Source organism: Mycolicibacterium arcueilense, from assembly GCF_058536225.1.
Map to the genome: position 1 here is coordinate 1,146,953 of NZ_JBZTYL010000007.1, position 16,282 is coordinate 1,163,234.

At 65.1% G+C, this 16,282-nt stretch carries 20 protein-coding genes; 7 read left to right on the forward strand and 13 right to left on the reverse strand.

The features are described 5' to 3' along the window. Positions 1-7: 7 nt before the first annotated feature. From AC4LGL_RS09740 to AC4LGL_RS09750, 3 genes are all read right to left on the reverse strand, one after another. Positions 8-268, reverse strand: a complete 261-nt coding sequence (locus AC4LGL_RS09740) for a hypothetical protein (RefSeq protein WP_491838528.1) — start codon at positions 266-268, stop codon at positions 8-10. Between the two features lie 511 nt (positions 269-779). After that, a complete protein-coding gene (locus tag AC4LGL_RS09745) occupies positions 780-1,283 on the reverse strand; it encodes an ABC transporter permease (protein ID WP_491838529.1) in 504 nt (167 codons plus the stop codon). 132 nt (positions 1,284-1,415) lie between these two features. Continuing rightward, positions 1,416-1,802, reverse strand: a complete 387-nt coding sequence (locus AC4LGL_RS09750) for a DUF5997 family protein (protein ID WP_491838530.1) — start codon at positions 1,800-1,802, stop codon at positions 1,416-1,418. A 28-nt stretch (positions 1,803-1,830) separates the two neighbouring features. On the opposite strand from AC4LGL_RS09750, the gene AC4LGL_RS09755 reads away from it, so the two are divergent. Further along, complete coding sequence (locus AC4LGL_RS09755; protein WP_491838531.1) at positions 1,831-2,544, forward strand: LysR family substrate-binding domain-containing protein; 714 nt, start codon at positions 1,831-1,833, stop codon at positions 2,542-2,544. A 42-nt stretch (positions 2,545-2,586) separates the two neighbouring features. Beyond that, the gene (locus tag AC4LGL_RS09760; RefSeq protein ID WP_491838532.1) at positions 2,587-2,940 is read left to right on the forward strand and encodes a cupin domain-containing protein; all 354 of its coding nucleotides are present in this window, start codon (positions 2,587-2,589) and stop codon (positions 2,938-2,940) included. On the opposite strand, the gene AC4LGL_RS09765 is transcribed toward AC4LGL_RS09760, so the two are convergent. Next, positions 2,937-3,614, reverse strand: a complete 678-nt coding sequence (locus AC4LGL_RS09765) for a nitroreductase family protein (RefSeq protein ID WP_491838533.1) — start codon at positions 3,612-3,614, stop codon at positions 2,937-2,939. The genes AC4LGL_RS09760 and AC4LGL_RS09765 overlap by 4 nt on opposite strands. A 126-nt stretch (positions 3,615-3,740) precedes the next feature. Between AC4LGL_RS09765 and AC4LGL_RS09770 the strand changes: the two genes are divergently transcribed. Together AC4LGL_RS09770 and AC4LGL_RS09775 are read left to right on the forward strand one after the other, a co-directional pair. Next, positions 3,741-4,511, forward strand: a complete 771-nt coding sequence (locus AC4LGL_RS09770; RefSeq protein ID WP_491838534.1) for an SDR family NAD(P)-dependent oxidoreductase — start codon at positions 3,741-3,743, stop codon at positions 4,509-4,511. A 7-nt stretch (positions 4,512-4,518) separates the two neighbouring features. After that, the gene (locus tag AC4LGL_RS09775) at positions 4,519-4,947 is read left to right on the forward strand and encodes a VOC family protein (RefSeq protein WP_491839316.1); all 429 of its coding nucleotides are present in this window, start codon (positions 4,519-4,521) and stop codon (positions 4,945-4,947) included. A 62-nt stretch (positions 4,948-5,009) separates the two neighbouring features. On the opposite strand, the gene AC4LGL_RS09780 is transcribed toward AC4LGL_RS09775, so the two are convergent. Continuing rightward, on the reverse strand, positions 5,010-5,855 hold the full coding sequence (locus tag AC4LGL_RS09780; protein ID WP_491838535.1) for a TIGR03619 family F420-dependent LLM class oxidoreductase: 846 nt from the start codon (positions 5,853-5,855) through the stop codon (positions 5,010-5,012). An 89-nt stretch (positions 5,856-5,944) separates the two neighbouring features. Here AC4LGL_RS09780 and AC4LGL_RS09785 point away from each other — a divergent pair, with 89 nt between their 5' ends. Continuing rightward, positions 5,945-7,138 (forward strand): cytochrome P450, encoded by a 1,194-nt coding sequence (locus AC4LGL_RS09785; protein WP_491838536.1) that lies wholly within the window; start codon positions 5,945-5,947, stop codon positions 7,136-7,138. 4 nt (positions 7,139-7,142) lie between these two features. Here the strand turns inward: AC4LGL_RS09785 and AC4LGL_RS09790 are convergent, their stop codons facing one another. Genes AC4LGL_RS09790 through AC4LGL_RS09810 form a run of 5 tightly spaced genes read right to left on the reverse strand, consistent with a single transcriptional unit; the run spans position 7,143 to position 11,304 of the window. Further along, positions 7,143-8,072, reverse strand: a complete 930-nt coding sequence (locus tag AC4LGL_RS09790) for a TIGR03564 family F420-dependent LLM class oxidoreductase (protein ID WP_491838537.1) — start codon at positions 8,070-8,072, stop codon at positions 7,143-7,145. Positions 8,073-8,099: 27 nt separating this feature from the next. Continuing rightward, the gene (locus AC4LGL_RS09795; protein WP_491838538.1) at positions 8,100-8,963 is read right to left on the reverse strand and encodes an SDR family NAD(P)-dependent oxidoreductase; all 864 of its coding nucleotides are present in this window, start codon (positions 8,961-8,963) and stop codon (positions 8,100-8,102) included. Continuing rightward, the gene (locus AC4LGL_RS09800; RefSeq protein ID WP_491838539.1) at positions 8,963-10,312 is read right to left on the reverse strand and encodes a cytochrome P450; all 1,350 of its coding nucleotides are present in this window, start codon (positions 10,310-10,312) and stop codon (positions 8,963-8,965) included. Before AC4LGL_RS09800 ends, AC4LGL_RS09795 begins: the two co-directional genes overlap by 1 nt. Continuing rightward, a complete protein-coding gene (locus tag AC4LGL_RS09805) occupies positions 10,309-10,518 on the reverse strand; it encodes a ferredoxin (protein ID WP_491838540.1) in 210 nt (69 codons plus the stop codon). The genes AC4LGL_RS09800 and AC4LGL_RS09805 overlap by 4 nt, the downstream gene beginning before the upstream one ends. A 42-nt stretch (positions 10,519-10,560) precedes the next feature. Further along, a complete protein-coding gene (locus tag AC4LGL_RS09810) occupies positions 10,561-11,304 on the reverse strand; it encodes an SDR family NAD(P)-dependent oxidoreductase (protein ID WP_491838541.1) in 744 nt (247 codons plus the stop codon). Between the two features lie 133 nt (positions 11,305-11,437). On the opposite strand from AC4LGL_RS09810, the gene AC4LGL_RS09815 reads away from it, so the two are divergent. Together AC4LGL_RS09815 and AC4LGL_RS09820 are read left to right on the forward strand one after the other, a co-directional pair. Further along, positions 11,438-12,625 (forward strand): cytochrome P450, encoded by a 1,188-nt coding sequence (locus tag AC4LGL_RS09815; protein WP_491838542.1) that lies wholly within the window; start codon positions 11,438-11,440, stop codon positions 12,623-12,625. Between the two features lie 106 nt (positions 12,626-12,731). Next, positions 12,732-12,962, forward strand: a complete 231-nt coding sequence (locus AC4LGL_RS09820) for an SDR family oxidoreductase (protein ID WP_491838543.1) — start codon at positions 12,732-12,734, stop codon at positions 12,960-12,962. 62 nt (positions 12,963-13,024) lie between these two features. On the opposite strand, the gene AC4LGL_RS09825 is transcribed toward AC4LGL_RS09820, so the two are convergent. Genes AC4LGL_RS09825 through AC4LGL_RS09835 form a run of 3 tightly spaced genes read right to left on the reverse strand, consistent with a single transcriptional unit; the run spans position 13,025 to position 15,984 of the window. Then, positions 13,025-14,629 carry a GMC family oxidoreductase gene (locus AC4LGL_RS09825; RefSeq protein ID WP_491838544.1) on the reverse strand — a complete coding sequence of 535 codons (1,605 nt, stop codon included), beginning with the start codon at positions 14,627-14,629 and terminating at the stop codon, positions 13,025-13,027. Next, entirely contained in the window at positions 14,626-15,420 is a 795-nt protein-coding gene (locus tag AC4LGL_RS09830) for an SDR family oxidoreductase (protein ID WP_491838545.1), read from the reverse strand. The genes AC4LGL_RS09825 and AC4LGL_RS09830 overlap by 4 nt, the downstream gene beginning before the upstream one ends. A gap of 6 nt (positions 15,421-15,426) precedes the next feature. Then, positions 15,427-15,984: a nuclear transport factor 2 family protein gene (locus tag AC4LGL_RS09835; protein ID WP_491838546.1), complete on the reverse strand. Its 558-nt coding sequence runs from the start codon at positions 15,982-15,984 to the stop codon at positions 15,427-15,429. Positions 15,985-16,282: the final 298 nt, after the last annotated feature.

Sequence of the window (16,282 nt, forward strand, 5' to 3'; positions counted from 1 at the left end):
GTCTGCGTTAGCTGGGTGTCACGATCTCGCCGCGCGGCGGCAGCTGGCCGTCTTGGAGCGCCTGGTCGACTTGCGCGAGCAACTCGCTCTCGCTGAGGCCCTCGACCTCCTCGTCGTGGAGGTAGCCGGCATCAAGGGCGCTGCCGTCGGGGTATTCGAGGTAGATCAAGACCGAGCCGTCGTCGAGTTCGTCCAGGACGTAGGTCGTGCCGGCGTACTCCGGGTCGTCACTGACGACCGCATACGTGGCTCGCGCGGAATCTGGCATATCGAGAAGTCTGCCCCACTCCGACTGCTGCGCCACGCGGAAATTTCCGACGATGTCATGCCTGTGGAGTAGCGTTCCTGCTCATGCGCACAACCTCGGCCGGCGGTCTCAGGAGACCGCGGTAGCCCTGCCCCGCAGTGGATCTGCGGACTCGGTGGGGCTGCCCCAGTTCCGAGGATCCGCATGTCTCGTACCGACGCTCACGCTCCCTTCGCCGTCCGCCTGCTTCGGGGTGAAGTAGCCCATCACCCAGTGCACCTCTGCGGTGGTGATCCGGCGCTCTGCTCCCTTCCCGATCTGGAAGCCGGCTGGACCACCGGTCCCGGCCCTTGCCGATGGGAGTGGACCTTCACCGGCCACAAATGGTGCTCGTGCTGGATGTGCCACTGGCGCAGTGGTCGTCAGCCTCGCCGGTCGGGACGGGGCGCCCGTCGGAGTCGACTGCGTGGAGTTGCCCGCTCGTGGAACGGCGGAGACGAGGAGGCGGCACTCGGGATGTGACCGCCGCAGTTCACCGGTGTTCGAGGACGCTGTCGAAGAGCGCGTCCTCCAGGTTTTCTGGATCGAGCGTGGTGTGCCGGAACCGCAACGTCTGCCCGATCTCCGGGCGACGGGTCTGACCGCCCAAGGTGCAGTGCCTCCGGATGGTCTGGCCACCTTCCACCTCGGCGGACACGGTGAGCCGGTAGTAGTACGAGTCGTCGTCAGAGTTGCGCACCTTGGCGATCTCCGTGATCCCTCCTTCGGAGACATGCGCTTTCGTGAACGACGTGCGGTACCGCTTGTGGCTGCAGAAGATGGCACCGATGATGCCCGCGGGGATTATTCCGAAGACCGACGCCAGGCCCAGGCCCTGCAGCCAACCGAGTTCACGGGGGCCGGTGACATCAAAAAAGATCGGGAGGAAGGCGCAGAGCACCCCGATCCCCGCCAGAACCAGACAGGCGATCGCGCCGACGCCCCACCAGCGGTAGGCCCGGCCGGGCGGCGTCGACGGGTGCTCGTGAACGCTCACAACCTGCTCACCGCCATCCGGCCCTCCTCGCTGCTGCCTCCGAAACCACCATATCCAGCGATCGGACAGGAGAGGTTCAGCTGCTGGACACGCGACGCTCCGGCGTAGTTCAGTCGGGGAGGCCGGGGGGAGTCACTTCTCGCGGGCTTGCTCCGCATGCAGCGCCTTCAGGCGCCGCTGCTCGGCCAGCACGTTCTGGTAGCTCTCGCGTTCCGCGACGAGCCACTCCGGCTTCTCCCCGAGTAGTTGATCGATCTGCTCGGTGGTGAGTGCATCTCCGACACCGCCACGCGCGAGACCGGCGATCGAAATACCGAGCTTGGCCGCGACGAGGTTCTTCGGGTGCGGCCCGTTCTTGCGCAGGTCCTTGAGCCACTGCGGAGGGTCCTCCTGCAGCGCGGCCAGCTCGGCGCGGGTGATCGCGTTCTCCTGGAAATCGGCAGGGGTGGCCGGCAGATACACGTCCAGTTTCTTCGCCGCCGTGGCGGGTTTCATGGACTGCGCGTTCGGCCTGCTCATGCAATGAGCGTATCGGTAACCTGAGGCGGTGACCTCGCAGTCCCTGACCCTCGGGTATGTCCCCGGCGGGACGCCCGCGAAGTGGGCGCGGATCTGGGCGGAGCGCCACCCGGGGGTTCCGCTGCAGTTGTGTGCCCTCACCGCGGCAGACGCGGCCTCTGCGGTGCGGGACGGCACCGTCGACGTCGCGTTGCTCCGGCTGCCGGGCGACACGTCGGGGCTTGCCCTCATTCCCCTCTACGAAGAGACGACGGTGGCGGTGGTGCCGACCGATCACCTTCTGACCGCCGCCGATGAGATCACCGCTGCCGACCTCGACGGCGAGGCGACGTTGTTGCCACTCGACGACGTCCTCGGGTGGGAAGGAGCCCCGGGTGTTCCGGCTGATCACCGACCCGAGACCACCAAGGATGCGATAGAACTCGTCGCCGCCGGGATGGGAGCACTCATCGTTCCGCAGTCCCTGGCGCGCCTGTACCACCGCAAGGACCTCACGTACCGGCCGATCGCGGACGCGCCCAGTTGCCCTGTGGCGCTGGGTTTCCCGGAAGGTCCGCAACCGGAACTGGTTGAGGAGTTCATCGGGATCGTGCGGGGCCGCAAACCCAGCTCGTCGCGGGGGCAATCCCAGCCGGCGCCAAAACGCACCGCCCGGGAGAAGACCCTCGCCAAGCAGGCCGCCCGCGCCGCTGCGGGCAAGGTCGCCCGCAAGCCGGACTCGGCCAAGCGCGGCCGACGCTGACGGGGTGGGAATTGCGAGCCGGCGCACACGGTTCGTGCACATATGACAACTAACGGTGACGTTGCGTCGTTCGGTCCCAACGCGCCCGGATACGTCTGGAAGTCGACGGCTGAGGTCGAACCGATCGAAGTCTTTCCCGGAATCACCGTCCAGCCGCTCTGGAAGGGGGCCAACGGCGCCAAGGCGGCCGTCACCACCATCGCGCCGGGAGCGGTCTGGGCGGGCGAAGATCTGCATGACCCCGGTCCCGAAGAGGTCTACGTGGTCTCCGGAGTGTTCAACGACGGCGTCAACGACTACGCCGCGGGCACATTCCTGCACGCCCCGGCCGGGTCGTGGCATGTACCGCAATCCGCCGAGGGTTGTGTGCTGTTCCTGTTCTATCCAAAAGGTTAGAGATCGGTAGAGCGTGGCCGTGCGCCGCGGCCGTACGTGATGTCGGCGCGCTCGGGGTCCCATTGATTGCGGAAGACGACATCGGACAGGGGCCGACGCCGAACCGGCCCATGCTTGCCTCGTGGCCAGCCCACCACGATGTGTCCGGCGAGGAACCACTCGTCGGGGATGCCGATCGATTCGCGCAAGACCTTGTCGCCGTCGTAGGAGGCCCAGCTGGTGATGCATGCGCCCAATCCCTGGGCACGTGCTGCGAGGTAGAAGTTCTGCATGGCGGGGTAGATCGAGCCGCCCTGTAAGAACTCCGACGAGAACTCATTCTTGAAGGCCGCGAATAACACCGAGGTGTATTCACCGGCTCGATCGTGCAACTCGTAGGTGGCGCGGTTGTTTCGTGCCGCTCGGCTCTGATCGTCCTCGGTGGGTCGGGACATGCCGTAGATCGATTCGATTGACTGCAAAGCGATCTGGGCTGCTTCGGCCACCGCGGCGCGCTGTTCGGGCGCATCGAGGATGATAAAACGCCACAGCTGGGCGTTGGCGCCGTTGGGCGCCCAGGTGGCGGCCCGCAGACAGCGGTTGAGCGTCTCATCGTCGACAGGCTCGTCGGTGAATCGTCGAATCGATCGGGCGGTGGACAGCGCTTCCCAGACATTGTCGGTTGGATCCGGCATCCCATTGGTGTACTCGACGTAGCCGTCGATGTCGAGTATCGGCGAACGTCTCGCCTCGCCGACAAGACTGCTGTACGGTCGTATTGCATTTGGACATGTGTACAGCCGTGGATAGGAGTCGATGCTGTGAGCGATAGGTTCTCGATGGAGGGGAAGGTCGCCGTCATCACCGGCGGCGGAACCGGAATCGGAAGGGCGTCGGCGCTGGTCCTGGCCCAGCACGGTGCGGATGTGGTGCTGGCCGGCCGTCGTCCTGATCCGCTCAAGGCGACCGCCACCGAGATCGAGGCGCTCGGTCGCCGCGCGCTGGTGGTGCCGACCGATGTGACGAACGCCGAGGAGTGCAATGCGCTGGTCGACACGACGCTCGCCGAGTTCGGTCGCCTCGACGTCTTGATGAACAACGCCGGTGGCGGCGAGACGAAGTCGCTGATGAAGTGGACGGACGACGAATGGCACCAGGTTTTGGATCTGAACCTCTCCAGTGCCTGGTACCTGTCGCGGGCCGCCGCGAAGCCGATGATCGCCCAGGGCAAGGGCTCGATCGTCAACATCTCCTCAGGGGCCAGCCTGCTGGCGATGCCGCAGGCGCCGGTGTACGCCGCCGCCAAGGCCGGCTTGAACAACCTCACCGGGTCGATGGCGGCAGCCTGGACGCGAAAAGGGGTGCGGGTCAACTGTATTGCGTGCGGCGCCATCCGGACCCCCGGCCTGGAAGCCGATGCGCAGCGGCAGGGCTTCGATATCGACATGATCGGTAAGACCAACGGTTCGGGTCGTATCGCCGAACCCGACGAGATCGGTTACGGCGTCCTGTTCTTCGCCTCCGATGCCTCCAGCTACTGCTCCGGGCAGACGTTGTACATGCACGGCGGCCCCGGTCCGGCAGGTGTCTGAGATGGGTGTGAGCATCAGTCACGTCGGGCTTCGGGTCCGCGACATCGACACCGTGAAAAAGTTCTACGAGGCACTCGGATTCGCCGAGGTGCAGCGGATGACGGTCCCGGACAAGATGGCCGCAGGTCTGCTCGGGTTGGCCGAGCCGATCGGATTCGAGGCGGTCTATCTGCAGAACGGTGGATTCGTGCTGCAGTTGCTGACCTTCTCGGGACATCCCGCTCCGGATGAGCCGCAGCGGAATATGGTTGGCGCCGGCCTCACCCACCTTTCGATCGCGGTAGACGACATGGCCGACGCCCAGGCGGCGGTGCAGACCTCCGGTGGAGCTGTGGTGGCGGATCCGGGCGGCGGATTCGCCTGCATGGTCCGCGATCCCGAGGGGCAGTTGATCGAGCTGATCCACTCGAAGGTGCGGCCGGTTCCGGCCGGTTGAGCTTCGAGCGTGATGCGGCGGTGGTGTGTCGTTCCGAACGGCACACCACCGCTACTCTGGTCTTACCGCAGCTCGTGGACCATGTCCGCGTAGTCGTCCAGAAACGTCAGAGTGGTGGACGGGTCGCCGGCCTTTTTGCGGCCGCCACCTAACACAGCTCGGTTGAAGCCCAGATCGCGGTAGCCGGCCAGCGTTTCCAAAGTCGGGTTACCCCAGGCCATGATCGTGAGATCGAGGGCGGACGGATCGCGACCGGCCTCCTCGGCTGTCCGCCGGAAATCGGTCAGGGCGGCACTCACATCGCGGAATGCGGCATCGCCGGGCAGCCAGCCGTCGGCCCAGGCCAGGCATTCCCGAATCGCCTTGGGTCCGGTGGCCGCAGCCAGCAGAGGCGGACGTCGGCGGGGCTTGGGATGCGACCACACCGGGGCGAAGTCGTAGAACTCGCCGTGATACTCGGACTCGTCGTCATCCCACAGTGTCGTGAGCGCAGCCACCATATCGGCCAGTGCGCGATAGCGGTCGGCCCATTTCACTGGGCGCGACGTCTGCAGTTCGGCCCGTGCGCCGACCCCGACCCCGAGAACCACCCGCCCGTTGCTCAAATGGTCGAGGGTGGCGACTTCCTTTGCAAAGGTGAACAATTCGCGCTCGAGCGGCAACGCCACGGCGGTGCCGATGTACAGCGTTTCGGTTGCCTGCGCAGCGGATAGCAACGACAGGAACGGATCGAGAATCTGCTTTTGTGCAGCGAGCAGGGCGGGGTGGAACTGATCCGCGGCAGCCACTGGAATCTGCGGATGCTCACCGACCCACAATGATTCGAAACCGCGGGCCTCCAATTCCGGTCCCAGGGTGGCCGGCGCGAGGTCTCGCAGGGTGTTAAGCGAGACGAATCCCAAATCCATGACTCTCCTTTGGGTCAAAATCGGATGCTGTACGATCGTACTGCACCGGCCGCCTCGGCGGCGATGAACAGACCGAGGAGCGCATCCGGATGGTGGACACCAGCCAGCTCTACTACGACCCGTACGACGTCGAGATCGATGCCGACCCGTACCCCGTCTACAAGCAGCTGCGCGACGAATTTCCCCTGTACTACAACGAGAAACGCGACTTTTGGGCGTTGTCGCGGATGGCTGACGTCGAACATGCCCTGCGCGACGTCGCGAACCTCAGCTCGGCCAAAGGTGACATCCTGGAGGTGGTCAAGGCCGAGCCCGTGATGCCGATGGGTGTGTTCATCAATGAGGATCCACCGCTGCACACCGTGCATCGGCTGCTGGTGTCACGAGCCTTCACGCCCAGGAAGATGAAGGCCATCGAGGAGCAGGTGCGTGACTTCTGCGCGAAGTGTCTGGATCCGTTGATCGGTGGGGACCGCTTCGACTTCGTCGATGACCTCGGTGCCGAAATGCCCATGCGGGTGATCGGGATGCTGGTGGGTATCCCCGACGAGTTGCAGCGCGACGTGCGGAAGGTGGCCGGGCGCCGGCTGCGCAACAACCCTGGTGAGCCCCTCGCTGTGAGCAAAAACAATTACTTCAACGGCAACATGTTTCGCGAGTACGTCGAGTGGCGCCAAGACCATCCCTCGGATGACCTGGTGACCGAGCTGTTGAACGTCGAGTTCATCGATGCCGACGGCGTCGAGCGCAAGCTGAGTTCCGAGGAGCTGTTGGTGTTTCTGGGGGTGATCGCCAACGCCGGAACCGAGACCGTGGGCAGGCTTTTCGGCTGGCTCGGCAAGATCCTGGGGGAGTGCCGCGATCAGCGCCGCGAACTGGTCGCGGACCCGTCGTTGATCCCCGCTGCGATCGAAGAGGTGCTGCGCTACGAACCGCCGGTGCACGGCATCACCCGCTACGTCGCCAAAGAGGTGACGTACCACGGCACTACAGTTCCCGCTGGGTCGGCGCTCCAGCTCATCGCCGGATCGGCCAATCGTGACGAACGCAGATTCGACGATCCGGACCGGTTCGATATCCACCGCAACGCCAACAACCACGTGAGCTTCGGCCGGGGAACGCATTTCTGCCTCGGTGCGTCATTGGCCCGCGTGGAGGGCCGGGTGGCGCTCGAGGAGATCCTCAAGCGGTGGCCGGATTGGACGATCGACGAGCAGAATGCCGTCCGCGCGCCCGCCGTCACGGTGCGGGGTTGGGACAGCATGCCGGCAATCTTGGGCTGAGGGTTCAGGCTTCGCGTGCCAGGGAGCTGAGCAGCGCCTTGGTACGTCGTACCGACGTGGACCGCTCGGCCCGATCGGTACCGACGGCGACCGGTTGGGCCCAGAGGTCGGTGGCACCGGCGTCGAGCAGGGCCTGGAGTTGACGATGCACCTCGGACTCGGGGCCCACGATGGCGACATCGGCAGCGTTGGTTCCGCCCCCGGCGCGAATGATCTGCTCGTAGTTACGCATGCCGGCATAGGCGCCCGCGTTGGCGGCCACCGCGCCGCGGGCTTCGTCGACATCGTCGTGGACTGCCACCGGCAGTCCGGCCACGACTCGGGGCCGGGGCCGGCCGAACTCGGCGGTCGCCGCGTCGAGAACCGGGACGATCCGGGACTCCACGGCTTGGCGCGAGGCCATCCACAGAACCACCCCATCGGCGAACTGTGCTGCGATGCGCAGCATCCGGGGCGACAGCGCCGAGAGCAGCAGGGGGATCGGATGGTCTGGACGCGTTGCGCGGCCTGCGGTGTGCGCGCTCCAGTCGATGCCGTCGACGTCGACGTCCTCGCCGCGTAACAGTGGGCCGACGATCCGCAGATATTCGCCGGTGTTGCGGGCCGGGTGGTCGTAGGACAGGCCCAGTACGTCCCGCACGATCGGTTCGTGTGACGGGCCGAGGCCGAGGCAAAGGCCCGGCCGTCCCATGGCGTTACCGGCTGCGATCACTCGATTGGCCTGTAACAGCGGATGGCACGGATAGGTCTGCAGCACAGCGGTTCCCAGCTCGATCGATTGAGTGGACCGCCCGGCCATCGCCATTGCCACCAGCGGGTCACCGGCCACGCCGCTGGCGTACCACAGGGACGAGAACCCGTCGGCCTCGGCTTCCTCGGCTTGGGTGATCATCCGGTCAACCGACGCGGCGCCGCCGGACAGTCCGATACGCATCGCCTGAGGCTCCTATTCCATGTCCGGTTATCGCATGACGTGCGGATACTGCTGGTGTGGATGGACGTCGAACATCGTCCGGTAGGACGGTGGTTGGCGGCCTTCCTCGTCCACGATGCCGTACTTGGTCGCCAGCTCGGCCCCGATCAGCGTCTGGCCGCTGGACTCCATGAGATCCGGGTCGTTGAACAGCGACCAGATGACGTGGCCGGTGAGCTCCGGCGTCTCGGCGGTATCGAGGATGTGACCGAACTTGTCGGGTTTGGCGGCAATGATCGTGCGGACTCGTTCAGTCAGTAGGGAACCCATCCAGAGCGACACCGCCGAGATGTCGAACTCTCGGAAGTCCACCGCCATATCCGCGGCCATCTTGTCGACACCGGCCTTCGGAACGCCGTAGGCGGGCCCGAACGCGTAGTGCACCGAACCCGACGACGAGGTGAAGACGACCAGCCCATTGCGCTGCGGCAGCATCAGGGGCGCGCACAGCACCGTGGCCACATAGCTGCTGCGCAGGCCGACGTCGAGAGTGTCGAGGACGCTGAGCGGCTCCTCCCAGAACTTGGTGCGGCCCATCATCTCGTCGCGGATGACCGCGGCGTTGTTCACCAGGATGTCCACCCGGCCATGCTCTTCGGCGATCCGGTCGAACAGGGCCCTGACCTGATCGTCGTCACTGTGGTCGACACGCACCGCTACGCCACGGCCCCCAGCCGCGGTCACGAGCTCTGCGGTGTGGTGAATCGTGCCGGCCAGGGCCGAATCCCCCTGGTTCTCACTGCGTCCGGTGACGTACACCGTGCAGCCGTGGCTTCCCAACGCATGTGCGATACCCGCTCCCGCGCCGCGGCTGGCTCCGGTGACGACGGCAACCGGTCGGTTCTGGCCCATCAGCCGGCGATCTCGACCGTGGTCTTGAGTTCGGTGATAGGTCGCGCCAAGCCCTGGTCGTCGCAGATCTCCTGCAGCCTGGCCAGGGTCTCGTCGAGGCCCGGGCCACGTCGTGCACCGGGAGTGAAGTGAGCGGGCAGGTGCCGCATGCCCTGGATCACCCCGATGCTGTCGTAGTGCACGGTCCCCTCAGTCAAACACTGGTAGTCGGGCAGCCGGTCAAGGACCGCGGTCAGCATGGATTTGAACACCGTCCTGGCCACATTGGAGCCGATGCACCGGTGTACTCCTAGGCCGAAGCTGAAGTGGCGGTTGTTCTTTCGATCCATCAGCAGGGTATCCGGATCGTCGAACAGCTCCGGGTCCCGATTGGCCATCGCCCAGGACAGCCACAGCCGCTCACCTTCACGGAGCAGGGTGCCATCCAGATCGATTTCGTCGGCGACGGTGCGGGCATCACCCGGCGCGGGGGTGAAGAAGCGCAGGAACTCCTCGGTGGCCCGGTCGAGTAATCCGGACCGCTCGCTGCTCAACTGGGTCCGCTTGTCGGGGTTCTGGGACAGCCATTCCAGCGCGTGAGCGGTGAGTGCGGTGGTGGTATCGAACCCGCCGCCGATCAACAGATTCAGCATGCCGATCAGCTCGATGTCGGGCGGCGCCTCGCCATCGATACGCAGCTTGGCCAGGGCGTCGATGATGCCCGGCCGTGGATTGTCCCGAATCTCAGTGAGGTTGGTGAACAGGTCGATGCCCATCGTCATATAGAGTTCGCGCACCCGGGCGGCATCGGGGGAGTCCGGCGGCGTGTAGACCGAGGCGTGTGCCGGCTCGTTGTAGATCCTCCACTTTTCCAGTGGCACACCGAGCATGGCGAGGGTGAGTACCGCCGGCACCACGTTGGCCAGGTCGTCGACGAAATCGATCTGCCCTGTCTCGACGTGGTCGTCGATACAGGCCCGCACGATCTCGTCGACAAACGGGATCCAGCGCTTGACCGCGGCAGGGGACAGGTATGGGTTGAGCGCGGTGCGATAGAAGCGGTGCTCGGGGTCGTCCATTTCCAGCATGCCGCCGCGAAAACCCTCGGCTTCCAACATCGTCGGAATGGAGATGCCCTTGTAGCCGCGGCGTTCGTTGTTCACATCGTGGTCATTAGAGACATGTGGGCAGCGGGCCAGCTCGAACACCTGGTGGCCACCGGCGGCCACCCAGTGGCCGTCATAGGTATCGGTCCACGCGATCGGGCACCGTTGCTGCATCTCGTGGGTGATATCGAGGAAGTTCTCCCGGTAATCGGGGCCGTGTCGGTCGAAGTGATAATGCGCGGCCGGATCGGTGGGGGCGCTCATTGTTCAGTCTCCAGAGTCAGGATGCGGATGGCCTGCTCCGGGCAGGAACGCACCGCCTCGTGCACCTGCTCGTGGTACCCGGACGGAACAATATCGACGGCGACGTGGGCGTGGCCGTCGGTGTCATCGAGTTCGAAAATTTCCGGTGCGATCATCGCGCACAGGGTGTGGCCCTGGCATCGCGACGTGTCGACTTCTGCTTTCACAGTGGCTCCTGATCGAAACGTGGGTGATTCAAGGGGTTTGAGTCAGGTGACGGCGCCGCCATTGACGCCGATCACCTGTCCGGTGACGTATCCGGCGTCATCGGCGGCCAGGAAGGAACACACCGCCGCTACGTCCTCGGGGCTGCCCAACGCGCCGGCCGGGATCGCCTGGTTGAGGAATTTGTCCGGGGGCAACTTTCCGGCGGCCTGCTGCTCGCGCAGCATGGGCGTTTCGATGGCGAACGGCGGTACGGTGTTGGCCGTGATGCCCTTGGCGGCATAGTCGAGGGCCACGGTCTTGGTCAGCGCGATGACACCGCCCTTGGCCGCGGAATAGTGCGCCTGTCCTTGAGCGCCCTTCTGTCCGGCGGCCGAAGAGATGGTGATGACGCGTCCCCACTGAGCGCTGAGCATGTCGGGCAGGGCGGCTCGAATGCTCAGGAACGTCCCGGTCAGGTTGACCGCCAGATAGCGGTTCCACTGGTCGAGGGTGATCTTGTCGAGACGGCTGAATCCGGAGATGGCTGCGCTCGTCACCAGGATCTCGACCGGGCCCAGCTCACCGCGGACCGAGTCGAAGGCCTGTGTGACGGCCTCCTCGTCCGATACGTCGACACCGAGGGCTATCGCCCGGCCGCTGACCGCCTGGATCTCGGCGGCCACCTTGTCCGCTGCTTCCGCGTTGAGGTCAAGGACCGCAACATCTTTGCCGTCGGCGGCGAGTCGGACGGCGATCGACCGCCCCAGCCCCGATCCACCACCGGTGACCACTGCTACCCGGCCCATACCTCAACCTCCTGTGCCCTCGATCGCATCCGCTGTACGAATGTATAGCGGAAGGGCGCGACGGCACAAGTGGATGCTGTACGAATGTATGGCATTGCCCTACACTCGTGCTGACTTTGAGGAGAAAATGGCCATGAGCGACCTCTATTACGACCCGTGGGATGTCGACATCGATATCGATCCCTATCCGACCTACCGTCGGCTGCGGGACGAGGCCCCGGTGTATTACAACGAGCGCCACGACTTCTGGGGCATCAGCCGCTACGCGGACGTCGATGCGGCACTGAAGGACACGGCCCGGCTCAGCTCGGCGAAGGGTGACATCCTTGAGGTCGTCCTGACCGATCCGGTGATGCCGCCCGGGATTTTCATCAACGAGGATCCACCGCTGCACACGATTCATCGGGCGATCGTGGCCAGAGCCTTCACCCCGAAGAAGATGCGCGCCGTCGAAGAAAAGATCCGGGCCTTCTGCGTGGCGTGCCTTGATCCGCTCGTCGGGGGCGACCGCTTCGACTTCGTCGAGGATCTCGGTGCGGAACTCCCGATGCGGACGATCGGCATGCTGGCGGGCATCCCCGATGCCGAACAACCCGCGGTGCGTGAACACGCCAACCAGACGCTGCGCAACGAACCGGGCAAGCCGATGCGGATCGACAAGGATCACTACTTCACCGGTGAGATGTTCGGCGAATACGTCGAATGGCGGGAGAAGAATCCCTCCGACGATTTGATCACCGAGTTGCTCAATGTGGAGTTCGAGGACGAGACCGGCACCACCCGCAAGTTGGCGAAGCAGGAGCTCATCGTCTTCCTAGCCGTGGTGGCCGGGGCGGGGGTGGAGACGACCGGCCGGCTGTTCGGGTGGATGGGCAAGGTGTTGGCCGAACACCCCGACCAGCGAAAGGAACTCGCCGAAAACCACGCCCTGATTCCCACGGCGATCGAGGAATTGCTGCGTTACGAGCCGCCGGGGCCGCATGTGGCGCGCTACGTCGCGACCGACGATGTCAAGTTCCAGGACCGGGTGGTGCCCGCCGGTAGCGCGCTGTTGATGATGCTGGCGTCGGCCAACCGGGATGAGCGCCAATTCGACGAGCCCGACCGCTTCGACATCCACCGTAAGCCCGGCGGACACCTGACCTTCGGTCGCGGCCCGCATTTCTGCGTCGGATCGCCACTGGCGCGTCTGGAGGGTCGGGTCGCGCTCGAAGAAGTGCTCAAGCGCTGGCCGACGTGGGAGATCGACATGTCCGGAGCTCGCCGGTCGCGGACCTCGACTGTGCGTGGCTGGGACACCATGCCGGCCATCGTCGGCTGAGCGAAAGGAACAGCAATGACGTCACCAGGACGCCACGTCACGGTCATCACCGGCGCCGCACGCGGGCAGGGCCGCAGCCACGCGGTGGCGCTGGCCGAAATCCGGGGTGAACTCGGTACACCCGATCGGGGTGGCCACCCCGATGATTTTCAACCAACACATGGCGGCGGTCTTCGAAGCGAACCCTGATTCCAGCGCGGTGATCGGGAATTTGATGCCGGGGCTGTTCGTCGAACCGCTCGACGTCACCAATGCGGTGGTGTTCTTGTCGGGGGAGAAGGCCCGCTATATCACCGGTGTGTCGCTACCGGTCGACGCTGGGTTCGCCGTCATGTGAGGGCAGCCACGTGAAACGGCGCCGGTCCAGCCCTCGCGGACGGACCGGCGCCGGTTCTGTTGTCACGCCAGATCTTCCAGGATGAAGTCGGCGGCCCGCCAGGCCATCGCCATCATCGGTCCGTTGAGGTTGCCTGCCACCATGGTCGGCATCACCGAGCAGTCGACAACACGCAGACCGTCCACACCGCGAAGCCGCAGTCGGCTGTCCACCACGGCATCGTCATCCGGTCCCATGGCGCAGGTACCGATGGCGTGATATCCGCTGTAGCCGCCGTCGAGGGCGGCATCGACGAGTTCGTCGTCGGTTGTCGCGGCAGATCCTGGATAGGTCTCGCCACCGATCCGGTCGACGATCGGTTCTTGCCCGAAGATCTCCCGCATCTTGCGCAGCAGGTTGGCCGTGGTCTGCCGATCCTCGTCGGAGCCGAGATAATTGGGATCGATCAGCAGCGCGGCAGCCGGATCGGATCCGGTAATCTCACAACGTCCTTCGGCTGTGGGACGCAGCGCCATACCCAGACAGGACGCGCCCGCCGTCCGTTCGATCTTGACCGGTTCGCCGGTGTTGTACGGCGGGATGGTCCACGGCCCGAGCATCAACTGGGCATCGACCCGCTCGGCGTCCGGCCGGGACTTGACGAATGCGATGAGATCGAACGACGGTGCTGCGAGCGGCCCCTTGCGGGTGGCCAGATACCTGGCCCCGGTCATCGCCTGGGCGAGATTGCCCGACAGCTGCCGGTTGTAACCGAGATCGGCGTTGAGCCGAAACCGCATGGCGGCACAACGGTGTTCCCGCATACCGCGGCCCACCCGGTCACGCTCCAGATAGACCTGGACGCCCGCGGCCGTCAGGACATTCTTGGGGCCGATGCCGGACAGCTGCAGCAACTTCGGGCTGTTGAGGCTGCCCAACGAGACAATCACCTCGCGGGAGGTCCGGATCTCGGTGCTACCTCGGCGGTTTCGGGCGAGTACCCCGACCGCTCTACCGGATTCGAACAGGATGCGGTCGACGGAGGTTTTGGTGAGCACAGTGAGGTTCGGCCGGGACATGGCCGGCTTGAGGAAGGCTCGCGACGCGCTGACCCGCCGACCGCTCTTGATGGTGGAGGTGGCGTAGCCGATCCGCTCTTCGTCGGATTCGTTGATGTCCTGGACTTCCTTCAAGCCTGCCTTCACCCCGGCGGCCAGCATTTCCTGACACAACGGGTCGGGATCACGCGGAACCGAGATGTGCAGCGGACCGCCGGCACCGCGAGTCGCTGACGGCCCGAATTCGTTGTCCTCGAAGGATTTGAAGATCGGCAGCATCTGATCCCAACCCCAGCCGGGGTTGCCGAGCCGCTCCAGCTCGTCGTAATCGGCCCGGTTGCCGCGGTTGTAGATCATCCCGTTGACCGAACTCGACCCGCCGAGCAGCTTGCCGCGCATCCAGGTCTCGACATGCGAACTCGGTCCGAACGGCACGGTCTGGTACTGCCAGGTGTACTTCTCATTCTCGAACACCAACCCCGAGCCCTTCGGGATGCTGAACACCGGACTGCTGTCACCGCCGCCGGCCTCGATCAGCAAGACCGATACCGCTGGGTCGGTAGACAGCCTGTTGGCGAGTACGCAACCGGCCGAACCGGCGCCGGTGATGATGTAGTCGTAGTTGGTCATATCTTCGTCCTCGGGGTGACCGGTACGTTCAAGCGAAGGTCGGCGCCGGTGACTTCGGTGAAAGTCATTGGCCAGGATGGCTTTCCGTGTTGGGCCACCCAGCATGACCCGGTGGTTTCCGGCGGTGCGGTCGCCGCGGTCAGCACCGCGTCGGCAATCGTTTCGGGTTCCATCACCGGCACGCCGATCCGTTCGACCAGCTTGCGCCGGTCTCCGAGCACGCCGGTTTCGGTGATTCCCGGACAGACGGTGTGCACCGCAATCCCCTCGGGCGCCAGGTTGGGGGCGATGGACCGCATGAACCCGACCACGCCGTGCTTGCCCAGGCTGTAAACGGGATCGGGATGCCACGGCGTCAGCCCGGCCAGCGAGGCCGTCGCCAGGATGGCGCGCTCCGTGGCGCCCTCGTGCGATCGCATGGTCTTGACGGCCGCGACCGCGCCGTACACCACTCCGTCCAGGTTTACGCCGACCGATCTCCGGTACTGGTCCAGATCGAGCGATCCGATGTCACCGGACCAGTGGATCGTGATGCCTGCGTTGAGGAACGCCAGATCCACGCCGCCCAGCTCCTCGGCGCAGCGCGCGAAGGCGGCCTCGACCTGGGCTGGGTCGGACACATCGCAGGCGAAACCCAATCCATCGCACGACCGGGCGACTTCGTGCGCCGCCCCTTCGTCGATGTCGACTACACAGACCCGCATCCCTTCGGCAGCGAACCGCTGTGCCGACGCGCGGCCGATGCCCGACCCGCCGCCGGTCACGAGTGCAACTCTGCCGTTGAGTTCCATGGCGAGTTACCAGCGGTTGACCGGTGCACCGTCCATGGAAAGCGGCCGGTGATAGGACGCGTCGGTCTTGTCCCAGCTGCCCTTGATGAACCCGGCCACTGCGCCGGAGTTCAGCAGTGAGGAGTCGCCGTTCATCATCCATTCGATGGTGCACCGTCGCAGCGCGATCTTCCAGACCCCGTCGCGGCGCTCCAGACGGTCGATGTAGCGGCCGCCCATCAGGGACACGATCTTGCCGCCCTTGGCGCGCATGGCGCCGATGACGTAGCTCTCGGCGTGGGCGACATCGCCGTCGACCTCGCAGGTGTGGGTGGTGATGTTGTGCAGATGGTCCTCGAACACCGCGGTGTGCGCCGCGTTGGCCCATTCACCGTATTCGGGACCGGTTTTGACCGTCGGCCCGTGCTCGTCCACCCCGTCTTCGAAGTAGACGCTGCCCATGAGTTCGGCATCGTGGCGGTCATGGCCCCGGGACTGGTTCATCACGCAATCCAGGATCGCGGTCCGGTCCTCCAGGTACTGCACCCGCCGGTGTAGCTGCTCGAAGTCATCGGTGTTCGTCATCGGGGCTGCGGTCCTTTCGGAGGGGGTATACGATCGAAGTGTTGTACGAATGTATAGCACATCCGGCGCTCGAGGAAGGCGGTATCGGCGTTGACTTCTGGCGGCCAATTGGGTGATCGTCGCGAGGCGATGCGCACGCTGTTCGAGTGCGGACCGCTGACGTCGCTGGGCCGCTGCCGAGCGTTACTGGTAAAGCGTTCTATCGCATGGAATTGGTGGGTCGACAGATGACCGGTCGATGACGTAGCGCTGAATGCGCTTGTGCTTCACAGGGTCTGGACCGTCTCCGACCAGAATG